We start from the raw sequence: 14,561 nt of genomic DNA on the forward strand, positions 1-14,561 counted from the left end.
ACTGAAAATATGGGTTAGTTAGAAAACAGTACGGTTGAACCGTGGTTTAAGCTAGTCAGTAATAATGTGTTTTCATTGACTATATCTATTCGTCGGCTTTGTTGAGCATCCATTTTAAAGATCTGAGTAATGAGCTTAAGTTGCTCTTCAGTGAAATCTTTACTTTGAGCAGAGGAGACATCTTTAAATTTGACGGGAGACACTAAAAGGTAGTTATCACTGATATCCCATTCACCTTCTTCAGAAATATTAATGACACTTTCATTTTTTGCATCATTACCATACAGCTTTACAATAGCAAAGCGGTTGTATTGGCCATTTGGCAAATATTTCATATTGGAGTCAACAGTCACACGGCGTAGAGACCCAACAGATTCTTCCCTTAGACTATCAGTAATAAGAGTGACCATTCTTGACTGCCATTCTTTAGATGTCAGTACTTGCTCAACTTTTAGATCACTTCCCCAGTAAAGCCAACTACTAAACAAAGCTGATAAAACAAGTAAACCGGCTGCAATTTTATGGTTCATTTTATTTTTCCTATTGGCAAACTTTGTTGAGATCTTTCTGATCAGCAAATATGCGAACAGTGACATTTTCACCTGAGCTAGCAACCGAGTGTATGTAGTTGAGTACTAACTGGTTATTTTGCCCCCCAGTTGCAATTACCTCGACTGGTTCTTTGGAGCTATGGGCAAGGTTATATCGTTTTACGCATTGTTCGATTGACGGATACCAAGGGGTTAAATCTGGATGATTGATCGGTGTTTTTACAGGCGTACCATCATACATGGCAATTTGACGAAACGTTGATTCGGCAGGGTTAGTAAATAGAATAACACTCAATGGGATAAGTAAGGCGAGTAACAACATGGCTCGTATTCCCCATCTCGGTTTTGTCGATTCCGCTGATATTTGCTCTGCTTGGAGCTTTATTAGAGCACTGGTTGAATATTTCGTGTCATCTTCACTTATGTCACTAGTGATTTCATTATCGAGATGAGTAGTGTCTAATGTTTCCTCTTCTTGAGGATCTGCACCACTCATCAAAGGGGTTGTGCGTTCAACACTACAGATCAATTGATAACCACGCTTTGGCACTGTCTTAATAAACTGTGGAGATTTTGTTGAATCTTGAAGCTGTTTTCTTAGTGTAGAAATAGCTTGAGTTAAGCTTGAATCATCAACTTCAAAGCCTTGCTCTCTCCATACAAAATCATGCAATTCATTACGAGATACGATTTCATTGGGCTTTTCTGATAGTAAAAGCAAAATTCTGCTTTCATTGCTTCCCAAACGAATAATTTCGCTGTTATCGTTTGAGTTGTCCACCAGAGAGTTTGTATTGGGGTCAAAAGTAAATCTGTTTGAAAGATTGAACTTAGTGCCTATGTTACTCATTCGGTATAACCATCATTGTTAGTTAGGTTTCATCAGATGCGCCAAAAAACGTGTTTGAGAGACGGTAAATATTGTTTTTGATTTTTTGAGGTGTAAGGATAGACAAAATAAAATCAAAAAAACAATGTTTTTATGAATTTTGACCTTGAATTTACATTTGGCACCCTCATGTTAGTTTGCAGATTATGTCAGCGTCGGCCTTATTTACAAATGTAAGGCCTGATAATTATAGATGTTATGGAGCGAACATGAGCGAAACGGCAACACAAAATAAAGAAACTCGTGGCTTTCAGTCTGAAGTAAAACAACTACTTCACTTGATGATTCATTCTCTTTACTCAAATAAAGAGATATTTTTACGTGAGCTTATCTCTAATGCTTCGGATGCTTCGGATAAACTACGTTTCCAAGCCTTATCTAATTCTGGTTTATTTCAAGGAGATGCAGATCTTGGCGTTAAGCTTTCTTTTGATGAAAACTCCAATACTCTGACTATTTCTGATAATGGTATAGGCATGAGCCGTGATGATGTTATTGAACATCTTGGCACTATCGCTAAATCAGGTACAGCAGAGTTTTTCTCTAAGTTGTCAGAAGACCAATCTAAAGACTCACAACTGATTGGTCAGTTTGGCGTTGGCTTTTATTCCGCATTTATTGTTGCGGATGCAGTGACAGTTCGTACTCGAGCAGCAGGCCTTACTTCAGATGAAGCGGTTCAATGGCATTCTGCGGGTGAAGGTGAATACACAATAGAAACCATCTCGAAGGAATCCCGTGGTACTGATATTGTTCTTCACATGCGTGATGAAGGTAAAGAATTCTTAAATGAGTGGCGCCTTCGTGAGGTGATCAGCAAGTATTCTGACCACATCGGCATTCCAGTGTCTATTCAAACTGCTGAGCGTGATGAAGAAGGAAAAGAAACTGGTGAGAAAAAGTGGGAGCAAATTAATAAGGCTCAAGCACTTTGGACTCGCAACAAATCAGATATCTCAGAAGAAGAGTATCAAGAATTCTACAAGCATGTTTCACACGACTTCGCCGATCCTTTGCTTTGGAGCCATAACCGTGTAGAAGGCAAGAACGACTACACTAGCTTACTCTATATTCCAGCTAAAGCACCTTGGGATATGATGAACCGCGATCATAAATCGGGTCTTAAACTGTATGTTCAACGTGTTTTCATTATGGATGACGCAGAACAATTTATGCCGTCATACCTACGCTTTGTTCGTGGCTTAATAGATTCTAATGATCTGCCGCTAAACGTGTCACGCGAAATCCTTCAGGATAACAAAGTGACTCAGTCACTGCGCAATGCCTGTACCAAGCGTGTTTTAACTATGCTTGAGCGCATGGCAAAAAATGATGAAGAGAAATATCAGTCATTTTGGAAAGAATTTGGTCTTGTTCTAAAAGAAGGCCCAGCAGAAGACATGGCCAACAAAGAGAAAGTGGCAGCCTTACTACGCTTTGCTTCAACAGACAATGACTCCGAAGAACAAACGGTTGGTTTGGCATCTTATGTTGAGCGTATGAAAGAAGACCAAGATAAGATCTATTACCTAACGGCAGACAGCTATGCAGCTGCAAAAAACAGCCCTCACTTAGAGCAGTTCAAAGCCAAAGGGATTGAAGTCATTTTGATGTTTGATCGTATCGATGAATGGCTAATGAACTACCTAACTGAGTTTGACGGTAAGCAATTCCAGTCTATTACCAAAGCAGGTCTTGATCTTAGCCAGTTTGAAGACGAAGCAGAGAAAGAAAAACAGAAAGAAACGGAAGAAGAGTTTAAATCTGTAGTCGATCGCACCAAAGAGTATTTAGGTGATCGCGTAAAAGAAGTTCGTACGACCTTCAAACTTGCTTCAACCCCCGCTGTTGTTGTGACGGATGATTTTGAAATGGGTACACAAATGGCTAAGCTACTTGCAGCAGCAGGACAGGCGGCCCCTGAAGTGAAATACATTTTTGAAATTAACCCAGAGCACGATCTCGTTAAACGTATGGCTGATGAAGCCGATGAAGAAGCATTTGGCCGCTGGGTTGAAGTGCTACTTGGTCAAGCTATGTTAGCTGAACGTGGTTCGATGGAAGATCCATCACAGTTTGTTGGTGCGATTAATTCGCTACTGGCAAACCAATAATCTTGATTGAAAAGCTTGCGATATGCGGGCTTTTTAACGATTGAGTTTTATTGCTTATACCGAGAGGTTGCTAGGGTTAGTGTGAGTAAGTGGGCAATCTTAGCCTTTGGACTGATCAGTAGTGATCGATTGTGTGATAGAATGCAATCTTGAAACTCGGTCAACAGGCGTGTAATGTGCACGCCTGTTTTATTATCACTAAATAACACTTATACCAAAACTTACCGTCGTATAACACTGCTTATAGTGGTGAAATTAACATTGTGAGCTTCGGTATAAATCAACAATCTTAAGAGGATTTAACATGCGCATCATTCTTCTAGGTGCTCCAGGTGCAGGCAAAGGCACACAGGCTCAATTCATCATGGAGAAATATGGTATTCCACAGATTTCTACTGGTGATATGTTACGTGCTGCGATAAAAGCTGGCACTGAGCTTGGCAAGCAAGCCAAGGCTGTTATCGATGCTGGTCAGCTAGTTTCTGATGACATTATCCTTGGCCTAATTAAAGAACGCATTGCTCAAGATGACTGCGCGAAAGGTTTTTTGCTTGATGGTTTCCCACGTACTATCCCTCAGGCTGACGGCCTAAAAGAAATGGGTGTTGTTGTCGATTATGTGATTGAGTTCGATGTAGCAGATGATGTAATTGTTGAACGCATGGCTGGTCGACGTGCTCATTTGGCCTCTGGTCGTACTTACCATGTTACCTACAACCCGCCTAAGGTCGAAGGTAAAGATGATATCACTGGTGAAGATCTTGTTGTACGTGATGATGATAAAGAAGAGACGGTTCGCGCACGCTTAGGTGTGTACCATGAACAAACGGCTCCTCTTATTGAGTATTACGGTAAAGAAGCTCAAGCAGGAAGTACTCAGTATCTAAAATTTGATGGCACAAAACGCGTTGAAGAAGTGAGTGCGGATATAGAAAAAGCATTGGCTTAATTCTATTTACATCGCAATTAAAAAGTTTGATATAGTGAAAGCGACCAATTAGGTCGCTTTTTTTATCTTTACCTTTTGATCGGTAAAGAGGTTTACATCGTAAGGTCTGTTTTATAGTGTCGATGAGGTGTTATGCAAAGTACAAAAAAACAAGGAGTGCTGTTGGTTAACTTGGGAACTCCTGATGCACCGACAGCACCAGCAGTAAAACGCTTCTTAAGCCAGTTTCTGCATGATAAGCGTGTGGTAGATATGACGCGCTGGCTGTGGTGCCCACTATTACATGGCATTATTCTGCCAATACGTTCCCCAAAAGTAGCCAAGTTATATCAAACTGTATGGATGGAGGAAGGTTCACCTCTGCTGGTGTATGCCAAAAGACAAGCGGATAAACTTAAACAGCAGATTGATATGCCAGTGGAGCTGGGAATGACCTATGGTAACCCTAGCCTTAAGGTTGGACTTGAAAAGCTACTAGCATCGGGCGTTGAAGATGTGATTGTATTGCCTCTTTACCCGCAGTATTCAGGTACAACGACAGCTGCAGTGTCTGATGGGTTAACTAAGGCCTTTCAATCCATACCTGTTATGTCCAGTTATCGACTAATACGTGATTATCATGATCACCCCACTTATATAAAGGCTTTGGCTGAAAGTGTTCGACGCTCTTGGCAAGAAAAAGGCCAAGGCGATTACTTGTTGTGCTCTTACCACGGCATTCCCAAGCGTTATGCCGATAATGGCGATATCTATCCACAGCATTGTGAAGCAACCACGGAATTGTTGAGACTGGAATTGGGCTTAACAAAAGAGCAAGTTGGGATGACTTATCAGTCTCGATTTGGTCGTGAAGAGTGGTTGCAACCTTATACGGACAAGACGCTTGAGCAACTACCGAGTAAAGGCGTTAAGAAGTTGGATATTATCACTCCGGCTTTTTCCTCCGATTGCCTGGAAACGTTGGAAGAAATCTCAGAGCAATGCTGCGAGCTTTTCATTGAACATGGAGGAGAAGTGTTTAATTTTATTCCATGCTTGAATGACGACGAGCTTCATATCCAAATGATGATTGAGCTCATTAACTAGCTCTAAAATACTGTTTAATGGAAAGCCACCTTTTGGTGGCTTTTTCTATGGATAAGGCCGGCAAAAGGTCTCAACACCTTGCCATAATACGGATTTAGGACGCTGAATATATTTTATATCGTGTAAAGCTTCTTGCCATAGTTCTAAACAAGCTTGTTTCCTATCATTACTAGAGTACAAGCTATAGACGTGTTCTGCGGGTAGAGTGGTGGTCAATGCCGAGATAGCTTTCAAATAATAAGCAAGGTACATCTGCTTGTTGCCTTTTTCTCGATTGATATTGGCTTGGAGAAGAAAAATCAGCGCATTATCGGGAACTTCAGCGGCGTATTCTCGTTCAAGCATTCTAAGGCTTCGCTCAACATCTCCTGAGCGATAGGTGATAAGAGCCAGCAACATATGCAGATCAGGTGAGGTAATTGGCTCGCGTTCCTTAATTTTTGCGATCCATTTTTTAAAATCAGCTTGTGAGTGGTCGGTAAAAAGCAGCTCTCGGGTGTAAAACAGCACTTCCATATTCGTAAGCGGACGTTTTAGCAAGTTATTTAAGCTGGTATTGGCGATTGGCGTGATGAAACCAGATACATGATGAGAAAAGCTTTGTATATCTTGTGGCAGCTTAAAGTAATCACTCAAATCCGCATTTAATTGATTAACGGTTTCGGTTAGCTGTTGTGGCTCAAAAGGATATATTTTTCTCCATGCGACTCTTCCTGAAGCCGTCAGATGCAAAAGACTTTCCAAATGGACTTTTCCGCCCTCATCTTCCCACAAGTTAAAACGTAAACGGTAATCTGAGTCATAGGCAGCATCTGAGCCTGGGAAGTGACAGTGCTCACTTAAGCTGTGCAAATAAAAGCTCGGTGAACTCATATTAGACAGGTGAACATACGGAGATGAACTGTAGGCATAGAGGATCAGCGCTTTGATTTTGAGGGCGGTACCCTCAAGCCCCTCATCTTCACAAACCACAGTATCAAGCAATAGCCTTACTTGAGGAACATGCAGGGTATTATTTTGTTTACTTTGGTTGAAGTGGGACCAAGTATGTATTGCTAGCAATATGGTCAATGCGGCAAACACAACACTAAGACTCCATCCCATGTAGCGCAGAATGGTGTTTTTGGTGCCAGTATTTTCTGCTGCATCGGGTACTGGGCTAGGCAAACTGGTTTCGTCTTTATCGATAAGTTGGACAAAACTCTGTGGGATATAGTAACCACGTTTGGGGTAGGTTACGATGATTTTGGTTGAATCGGCTTGCTCAGTATGCTGGCGAAAAAGGTTACGCAATAGGCTTATTCGGTTTGTAACCACATTTTTCGAAATGTATTGGTTTTCCCAAACCAGCTCGATAAATTCATCAATCGATGTGGGTTCATCCACATTAGAAAGCAATACTTCCAGTAAAGCTATGTTTCTGGGTTCGAGCGGAATGTCATCTTGCGCAGAGCGTAAAGACTTGTCGTGAGGATTGTAGACAATATCGGCGATGGCAATATTGCAATGTTCTTTTTTGGCTTGTTCGAGTAGATTCATTCATCTCTATTGAGAAATAACATTATATAGTCAGTGTATCCTAATTTTGCTGTCGAACATAAGTGTAGGAAATGTTGCATTTGTCCCATAAATGAGATTTTCCTTGGGTGGGGTGGATTATTAATCGAAAGATCAATGAATTAATCTAAATGTAGAGAATGATTGAGCCATTAGGAAGAGTGTTGTTCTAGGTAAGCAAATGTATTTACGGCGATGCCGCTATGTTTCTAGCATCGCCCTAGATAATTAAAACTTGAACTTAGCGTTAAGATAGGCATTGTAATTTGAGTCAACACTTAGGTTTAAACCCGTGTCTGAATTCTTAATATCGTTACTAAAATAATAGCTATAGCGGTAACCTGCTTCTAAAGCAAAGTTCTCGGTAAAGTTGTACCCTAAACCTAGATTGATACCCGAAGAAAGTCCGGTGCTGTCTTCTTTAAAACTTGATGAAGTGTCTATATCTTCTAAGATTGTTTTTTGGTAGCCAAGGTTACCGCCAGCAAGTAAATAAAATTGACTAGTGACATAATGTAAGTAGTCGGCTCCGGCCCCTGCTTCACTAGTAGTAATATCAGTATTTTGGTATGAGTCACTTACTGAGAGCCTGATGTAGCCATATGCTCTCAGGCTTTCGTTAAGATAGCTACCTATTTTTAGCCCGAATGAGCCCATATCATTTATTTGCTTATAACTTTCTAACTCAGAACTTGGGCCAGAATAATCATACTCACCGGCGCCAATCCCAAGTGCAAAATAAGTGTTAGCAAACGAAGGCATAGAAACCATCGCAGTGACCCCTGCTATAACGAGCTTTTTTCTCATCTTATTCCCTTTTTTATGTCCTAGATATTTGTCAAATGCATAAAATATAGAACAAGCTTAAGAATTTGCATAGGCTAAAAATGTTAATTAAATAGCTGATGGTTATAATAAATAATGAGTGTTGGTGCAAAAACTAGATGAGGCTAGCAATGGTTTGATTAGCCAAGTTTGCAGAGAAAGTAAGGGACAGTTCCATGTAGCCAGATTCGGTAGAGTAGAAACAAATAATGCCGCAAAAAGCGGCATTATGTTTTATTAAATTGTCTTAGAACGCGAAGTTAGCGTTTAGGTAAGCGATGTTAGTAGCATCAACTTTAGTGTCATAAATAGACTCACCTTTGAGCTCATTACTAAAGTAGTGGCTATGACGGTAGCCAAGTTCCATACCAAAATTTTCAGTAAACTTATAGCCTAAACCCAAGTTCGCGCCAGCAACAACGCCAGTATTGTCGTATTTGAAAGAGTGTGCAGAGGCATCATGTTCTACTACTGTTTTTTGGTATCCTAGGTTACCACCAGCAAGTAGATAAAAATTGTTGTTTACATAGTGTAGGTAATCTGCACCAGCACCCACCTCACGAGTAGTGACATCCAAATGGTTGTATTCGTCACTCACAGAAAGCTGAGTGTAGCCATAAGCGCGTACATTTTGGTTTAAGTAGTGACCTATCTTTAATCCAAATACACCCATGTTTTCAGTTTCTTTAGCTGCTTTAGTGTCAGAACCTTCACCAGAGTAGTCATATTTACCAGCACCTAATTCAAGAGCAAAGTAGGTATCGCTAGCAAGCGAAGGCATAGAAGCGCTAGCAGCAATAGCTGCAATAAGTAATGCTTTTTTCATGTGTTATACACTCAAGTTGTTGTCTTTAGGAAAAAGAGGTAACTAAGTGAGCGGTCACCCACTAAAGAGCCTCTTAGCTAAGGCGCCGCATCTTGGTACGGCTTTTTTCAAAGGAGAGACGTTACTGCAAGCTGGTGTTATGAAGCGAGAAACAAAATTAAAAACAGTTGAATAAAGTTGAATTTTATATCTAAATTATTGTTAACACTGTCACTAATATCTTTTTTGCTCTGATTTTATAAGGTTCGCACCTGAATCTTCAGGTGCTTTAAAATATAATTTCATAAAAGTTAAGGGCTATCTGTTACTTTTAGGGTAGGTTTGATATTCAAATACTTGCCCATCTTGGTTAAATGCATACACGGTATAAGCCTGCTTTTGTGTGCCGTTTTCCATTCCTGGAGAGCCTATTGGCATACCGGGAACTGCTAGTCCTTTGGCACCTTTAGGTGGGTTGGCTAAAAACGCTTTGATATCTTTGGCAGGGATATGGCCTTCAAAAATATAGCCATTGATCTCGGCGGTGTGACAAGATGCTAACTGTGGGGTTATGCCAAGCTCTTTTTTGATGTTATTCATATCATCATGCAGTTTTTCTTCCACCGTGAAGCCTTCTCCTTGCATGTGCTTGGTCCAAGCCGTGCAGCAGCCGCAATAAGGCGATTTGTGATTGATAACATCGGCAGCCAAAACTTGGTGCGAGAAAAGTAAAAACGGCGCAAGTCCAACAATCTTATTTTTCATAGTGACCTCTGATAGGGTGTGAAGGTTTAAACAGACGCAGGCGATTAGCGTTGCTGACGACAGTAATAGAGGAGAGCGCCATAGCTGCGCCAGCGACAACAGGACTGAGTAAAAAGCCAAAAGCTGGGTAGAGAGCACCTGCTGCAATAGGGATGCCCAAACTGTTATAAATAAAGGCGCCAAACAAGTTTTGCTTCATATTTCTAATGCTAGCTTTAGATAATTCAATTGCTTTAACTACGCCAACAGGAGATGAATGGAGTAGAGTCATTTGAGCACTTTCAATTGCCACATCACTGCCGCTTCCCATCGCAATACTAATATCGGCTGTTGCAAGGGCTGGCGCATCGTTCACCCCGTCACCAATCATAGCAACGCGCTGACCTTGTGTTTGTAATTGCTTAATATGCCGGGCCTTTTGATCGGGCAGTACTTGGGCGATAATCGTTTTTATTCCTAGCTGGGAAGCAATCGAATTTGCCACATCTTGATTGTCCCCAGTTAACATCACAGTATTGATACCCATTGAATTTAAGGCGTTAATTGCTTGTATAGCATCTGGCTTAATTGGATCACTAATAGCAATGATTCCTACCACAGTATTTTTTTGAACGACAATAACCGGCGTCCATGCATAAGTGGCACATTGCTCAATTTCTGAGTTAAAAGTGTCGGTGTCGATCCCTTGCTGCTTAGCATAGTTGAGGGATACAACATAGGTTAGTTGATCTTTAATTAGTCCTGTTACCCCCATACCGCGCAGATTGGTAAATTGACGCGCCTCTTCAAGGTGAAGTTGTTTTTGCTCGGCAAGGTCAACAATGGCTTTACCAAGAGGATGCTCGGAATGTTGTTCTAAACTTGCGGCCAGAGTCAGTAGGTGGCTTTCATCAACACTTTTGACAAACACAGATTCAACTTTAGGTTTACCTTGTGTCAGCGTGCCCGTTTTATCAAACACCACAGTATTAATTTTACTGGCAGACTGAAGCACATCGGCATCTTTAATCAGTATGCCCATTTCTGCAGCTTTTCCGATCCCGACGGTGACTGAAAGTGGGGTTGCCAAGCCAAGCGCGCAGGGACAAGCGATAATAAGCACAGTTGTGGAGACAATTAACATATAACTGGCTTTGGGCTCAGGCCCATACAAAAGCCAAATTAGCGCAGAAACGAGAGCAATCACCACAACAACAGGAACAAACACGGATGAAATCTGATCAGCTAGCTTGGCTATTGCCGGTTTACTGCTTTGCGCTGTGCGCACCATATTAATGATCCTAGCCAACATGGTATTGCGACCAACGCTGGTAGCTTCTATCACCAGACTGCCGTCTTGATTTACGGTCCCGGCTGAAACCTGAGAGCCTTGATCCTTAAACACAGGGATAGGCTCGCCAGTTAACATGGACTCGTTAAGGTAGGAGTTACCCGATAAGACGATTCCGTCGACTGGGACTTTCTCACCAGGCTTAATTCTAAGCTGCATCCCTTGTGTTATTTCTTTTATCGCTATGACTTTATCGCCGGATTCAGTAATGACGGTAGCATTATTTGGTTGAAGGCTTATTAAGGATTGAAGAGAAAGCGTGGTTTTGGCCTTGGCTTTGGCTTCGATGTAATGCCCGAGAGAAATCAAGCCTATTATCATTGCACTGGCTTCAAAATAAACATGGCGAGAGGCCTGTGGAAACCATTGAGGAAAACTCACGATCAGCATGGAAAATAACCAAGCAGCACCTGTACCAAGGGCAACTAATGTGTCCATTGTTGCTCGTTTGTTACGTAGCGCTTGCCATGCGTTGCTAAAGAAGGAGCGTCCAGCTGTTGCTAGTAGCCATAAGCATATCAGTCCAATAGCGCCCCAGATCAGTTGGTCTTGAGTGCTACGTATCATCATATTACCGCCGAGTACTCCCCAGAGCATAAGTGGAGCGCCAATAGCTAAGCCTTGCCACGCACTTTTTTTGTGCAGGCTTTGTATGGATTTTTGTTTGGCTAACTGCTCTTGCTGCTGAGTTTCTGGATCGAGAACGTATTCGGCTTGATATCCGGCTTTATTCACAATGTCTACAACAGATGCGATGACAGATTCTTCATTTGAGAGGCTGAAAGCAATGGCACTTTGCTCAGCGAGATTGACTTGCGCGCGCTCTACCTTATCGACACTTATTAAGGCGCGCTCAACCGATGCCACGCAGCTTGCGCAGGTCATGCCTGAGATGAAAAAGTTTAAAGTATAGGTGCTGCTTTTTTCAGTTAATGCTAATTGCTCAGATTGGGAAGAGGTTTGCTGCTGTGATTCGGGTATCTCAGATTGTTCGCGACTCGCTTTATAGCCAACTGATTTAATCAGATCTTTGACTTCTTGTTCACTAAGAAGCGTGGAAAGAGACAATTCAGTTTTTGATACTTGAAAATGTCCAATACCTGTATTCCTGTTTAGGGTATTTTCGAGCTTAGCGACACATTTGGTACAGCTTAAACCTTCAAGATGGAAGTGATACTGATGACCGGCATGATAGCCAAGGGTAAGAATAGATGATTCTAGCTCTTTAAACGGGCTGTTTGTCTCCAAACACACAAGTTTAGGTGTTAATTCATGGATTAATGCGCCATGTTCTTTCACTAATAGGTGTTCGACTTTACGCGCACATCCCATACAAGTTAAGCCTGAAAGTGGAATATCTAACCTGTGCATTTTTTGCCCCTCACAATAAACTATGGATAAGGATAAACCTTACCTTTAGGGTAAGGTCAAGAAGTGTATTGGAGTGATACTTGGGATAAGAGATCAGTATGTATGGGTGAATTCTGTCACTAGTGGATTGTAGATTTGGAGATCAATGATAAAATACGCGCAATTTTTAGCGCCTCCTCATGGTGCAGTCATTCAGCTAATCAAGGTATTTTTAAATGACGGTTAAAACTCGTTTTGCTCCTAGCCCTACAGGCTATCTTCACGTTGGCGGTGCTCGCACAGCACTTTATTCATGGCTTTTTGCAAAAAACCAAGGTGGTGAGTTTGTTCTACGTATCGAAGATACTGACCTAGAGCGTAACTCTCAGCAAGCCGTCGATGCCATTCTTGAAGGGATGCAGTGGATGGGTCTAGAGTGGGATGAAGGACCTTATTTCCAGTCTAAGCGCTTTGATCGTTACAACGAAATGGTTGATACCTTGCTAGCCCAAGGCAAAGCGTATAAATGTTATGCGTCAAAAGAGCTTCTTGATGAAATTCGAGCTGAGCAAGAAGAAAATAAACAGATGCCTCGTTATGATGCAAGTCACCCCAAAATCATAGCGGCCAATGAAGCGGCGAAAGACGGCGATCCTTGTGTAGTGCGTTTTCGTAACCCAACGCAAGGCAGTGTTGTGTTTGAAGATCAGATCCGTGGCCGTATTGAAATCGCTAACGATCAATTAGATGATCTAATTATTCGCCGAACTGATGGCGCACCAACTTATAACTTTGTGGTTGTCGTTGATGATTGGGATATGGGAATTACTCATGTTGTGCGCGGCGAAGACCATATTAATAACACCCCGCGTCAAATTAACATCTATGAAGCTTTGGGTGCGCCAGTTCCGACATTTGCTCATTGCGCGATGATTTTGGGCGATGATGGTGCTAAGTTATCTAAGCGTCATGGGGCTGTTTCTGTAATGCAATATCGCGATGAAGGCTACTTGCCAAATGCGCTTAATAATTACTTGGTTCGTTTGGGTTGGTCTCATGGTGATCAGGAGATATTCTCTCAGCAAGAGATGATAGAGCTATTCACCCTTGATGCTATTTCCAAATCAGCTTCTGCGTTTAACACTGAAAAGCTTCTGTGGTTAAACAATCACTATATCAAAACGTCAGCTCCTGAGTATGTAGCAGAGCACTTACAGTGGCACTTAGATAACCAAAATCTTAATGTAGAAAACGGCCCTGCACTTACTCCAGTGATTAAACTTGTCGGTGAACGCTGTAATACACTTGTGGAACTGGCTGAACAAATTCGCTACTTCTACGAAGATTTCTCTGACTTTGAAGCTGGTGCGGCGAAGAAACATTTACGTGGTGTCGCAAAAGGTCCATTAGAGCTTGCTTTAGCGAAAGTTGAAACGCTAGAGAGTTGGGATACGGCAAGTATCAAAGAGAATGTGATTGCTGCTGTCTGTGAAGAGTTAGATATTGGTATGGGTAAAATTGGTATGCCTTTGCGTGTTGCAGTGACAGGGGGGGGGCAATCACCATCTGTGGATGCGGTTATGGAGTTAGTTGGTAAAGAGCGAGTTATTGCTCGAATCAAGATGGCGCTCGCCTTCATTTCACAACGAGAAGCCAATGCATAAAGCTTTGTAAAAGCTCACTATGATATAAAAAGCCGCAGCTCATGTTGCGGTTTTTTAGTATCAAAGGAAAACAAATTAAGGATATAGGTGACTGTATGATGATGAAGGGTTTACTTAAGATCTATGCTGGTTAAACGTCCCATAAACTCGAGAATTTCTAAGTTGTCTTTGTTGGCTTCTAGCAGGGCTTTTTTAGTTTTTGTGTAGGCGGCGAGACGACCATGTTTTTTAATTGAACAAACAATACTTCTGTATATCAACTTTCCGTTTTTATCATAATTTCGCCAAGCGGCAATGTAACACTCATCCTTCGCATCTGGGTTAGTTTTGGTTGGTCTGGGTTTATAAATAATTTTTGGTTCAACAGAATGAGGGAGCCTTGTCATTAGGTACGGATCTTTAAGTAATTTGCGCCAAAACCTTCCCCACATGGCACTACCCAGTTCGTTTCTGAGCTTAATGGCTTTTTTGAGTCCCTTTTTTTCGCCGATTTTTACATAGCCCACGGAACGATGTAACACCGTATCATCTGGTGTATGAATGTGGATCTTAAACGCGGTTTTGGCTTTGGAGATAAAACGGTGACCAGTGTTTGTAGTTAGATTACTCTTCTTCATTCAACGTAAGCTGGCGGTGAGCCCCATTTAACTGAAAGCTGGCACCGACTAAAAATAGT

Annotated in this window: 12 protein-coding genes; 4 read left to right on the forward strand and 8 right to left on the reverse strand. The window is 41.7% G+C overall.

Features of this window, described 5'->3' with window-relative positions:
* Positions 1-14: 14 nt before the first annotated feature.
* Positions 15-530, reverse strand: coding sequence for a regulatory protein ToxS (locus AAFM34_RS04795; protein ID WP_341660522.1), 516 nt, complete (start codon positions 528-530; stop codon positions 15-17).
* A 10-nt stretch (positions 531-540) separates the two neighbouring features.
* A complete protein-coding gene (locus AAFM34_RS04800) occupies positions 541-1,401 on the reverse strand; it encodes a transcriptional regulator (RefSeq protein WP_341660524.1) in 861 nt (286 codons plus the stop codon).
* 248 nt (positions 1,402-1,649) lie between these two features.
* Between AAFM34_RS04800 and htpG the strand changes: the two genes are divergently transcribed.
* The 3 genes from htpG (at position 1,650) to hemH (ending at position 5,589) form a co-directional block, all read left to right on the forward strand.
* Positions 1,650-3,554, forward strand: coding sequence for a molecular chaperone HtpG (htpG, locus tag AAFM34_RS04805; protein ID WP_341660526.1), 1,905 nt, complete (start codon positions 1,650-1,652; stop codon positions 3,552-3,554).
* Positions 3,555-3,858: 304 nt separating this feature from the next.
* Positions 3,859-4,503 (forward strand): adenylate kinase, encoded by a 645-nt coding sequence (adk, locus tag AAFM34_RS04810; RefSeq protein ID WP_341660528.1) that lies wholly within the window; start codon positions 3,859-3,861, stop codon positions 4,501-4,503.
* A 132-nt stretch (positions 4,504-4,635) separates the two neighbouring features.
* Positions 4,636-5,589, forward strand: a complete 954-nt coding sequence (hemH, locus tag AAFM34_RS04815) for a ferrochelatase (RefSeq protein ID WP_341660530.1) — start codon at positions 4,636-4,638, stop codon at positions 5,587-5,589.
* Positions 5,590-5,634: 45 nt separating this feature from the next.
* Here the strand turns inward: hemH and AAFM34_RS04820 are convergent, their stop codons facing one another.
* From AAFM34_RS04820 to AAFM34_RS04840, 5 genes are all read right to left on the reverse strand, one after another.
* A complete protein-coding gene (locus tag AAFM34_RS04820) occupies positions 5,635-7,128 on the reverse strand; it encodes a winged helix-turn-helix domain-containing protein (RefSeq protein ID WP_341660532.1) in 1,494 nt (497 codons plus the stop codon).
* Positions 7,129-7,374: 246 nt separating this feature from the next.
* Entirely contained in the window at positions 7,375-7,953 is a 579-nt protein-coding gene (locus AAFM34_RS04825) for an outer membrane beta-barrel protein (protein WP_341660534.1), read from the reverse strand.
* Between the two features lie 265 nt (positions 7,954-8,218).
* Positions 8,219-8,797 carry an outer membrane beta-barrel protein gene (locus AAFM34_RS04830; protein WP_341660536.1) on the reverse strand — a complete coding sequence of 193 codons (579 nt, stop codon included), beginning with the start codon at positions 8,795-8,797 and terminating at the stop codon, positions 8,219-8,221.
* Between the two features lie 297 nt (positions 8,798-9,094).
* The gene (locus AAFM34_RS04835) at positions 9,095-9,541 is read right to left on the reverse strand and encodes a DUF411 domain-containing protein (protein WP_341660539.1); all 447 of its coding nucleotides are present in this window, start codon (positions 9,539-9,541) and stop codon (positions 9,095-9,097) included.
* Positions 9,531-12,242 (reverse strand): heavy metal translocating P-type ATPase, encoded by a 2,712-nt coding sequence (locus AAFM34_RS04840; RefSeq protein WP_341660541.1) that lies wholly within the window; start codon positions 12,240-12,242, stop codon positions 9,531-9,533. Before AAFM34_RS04840 ends, AAFM34_RS04835 begins: the two co-directional genes overlap by 11 nt.
* A 215-nt stretch (positions 12,243-12,457) precedes the next feature.
* Here AAFM34_RS04840 and gltX point away from each other — a divergent pair, with 215 nt between their 5' ends.
* A complete protein-coding gene (gene gltX / locus AAFM34_RS04845; protein WP_341660543.1) occupies positions 12,458-13,885 on the forward strand; it encodes a glutamate--tRNA ligase in 1,428 nt (475 codons plus the stop codon).
* Positions 13,886-13,995: 110 nt separating this feature from the next.
* Here the strand turns inward: gltX and AAFM34_RS04850 are convergent, their stop codons facing one another.
* Positions 13,996-14,502 (reverse strand): Fe3+-citrate ABC transporter substrate-binding protein, encoded by a 507-nt coding sequence (locus AAFM34_RS04850; protein ID WP_341660545.1) that lies wholly within the window; start codon positions 14,500-14,502, stop codon positions 13,996-13,998.
* Positions 14,503-14,561 lie beyond the last annotated feature (59 nt).

This window comes from Vibrio sp. (assembly GCF_038138445.1).
Taxonomy (GTDB): domain Bacteria; phylum Pseudomonadota; class Gammaproteobacteria; order Enterobacterales; family Vibrionaceae; genus Vibrio.

Coding starts and splice junctions, on each gene's coding strand:
- AAFM34_RS04795 (WP_341660522.1), bottom strand. CDS start 530: ATGAACCATAAAATTGCAGCCGGTTTACTTGTTTTATCAGCTTTGTTT.
- AAFM34_RS04800 (WP_341660524.1), bottom strand. CDS start 1,401: ATGAGTAACATAGGCACTAAGTTCAATCTTTCAAACAGATTTACTTTT.
- htpG (WP_341660526.1), top strand. CDS start 1,650: ATGAGCGAAACGGCAACACAAAATAAAGAAACTCGTGGCTTTCAGTCT.
- adk (WP_341660528.1), top strand. CDS start 3,859: ATGCGCATCATTCTTCTAGGTGCTCCAGGTGCAGGCAAAGGCACACAG.
- hemH (WP_341660530.1), top strand. CDS start 4,636: ATGCAAAGTACAAAAAAACAAGGAGTGCTGTTGGTTAACTTGGGAACT.
- AAFM34_RS04820 (WP_341660532.1), bottom strand. CDS start 7,128: ATGAATCTACTCGAACAAGCCAAAAAAGAACATTGCAATATTGCCATC.
- AAFM34_RS04825 (WP_341660534.1), bottom strand. CDS start 7,953: ATGAGAAAAAAGCTCGTTATAGCAGGGGTCACTGCGATGGTTTCTATG.
- AAFM34_RS04830 (WP_341660536.1), bottom strand. CDS start 8,797: ATGAAAAAAGCATTACTTATTGCAGCTATTGCTGCTAGCGCTTCTATG.
- AAFM34_RS04835 (WP_341660539.1), bottom strand. CDS start 9,541: ATGAAAAATAAGATTGTTGGACTTGCGCCGTTTTTACTTTTCTCGCAC.
- AAFM34_RS04840 (WP_341660541.1), bottom strand. CDS start 12,242: ATGCACAGGTTAGATATTCCACTTTCAGGCTTAACTTGTATGGGATGT.
- gltX (WP_341660543.1), top strand. CDS start 12,458: ATGACGGTTAAAACTCGTTTTGCTCCTAGCCCTACAGGCTATCTTCAC.
- AAFM34_RS04850 (WP_341660545.1), bottom strand. CDS start 14,502: ATGAAGAAGAGTAATCTAACTACAAACACTGGTCACCGTTTTATCTCC.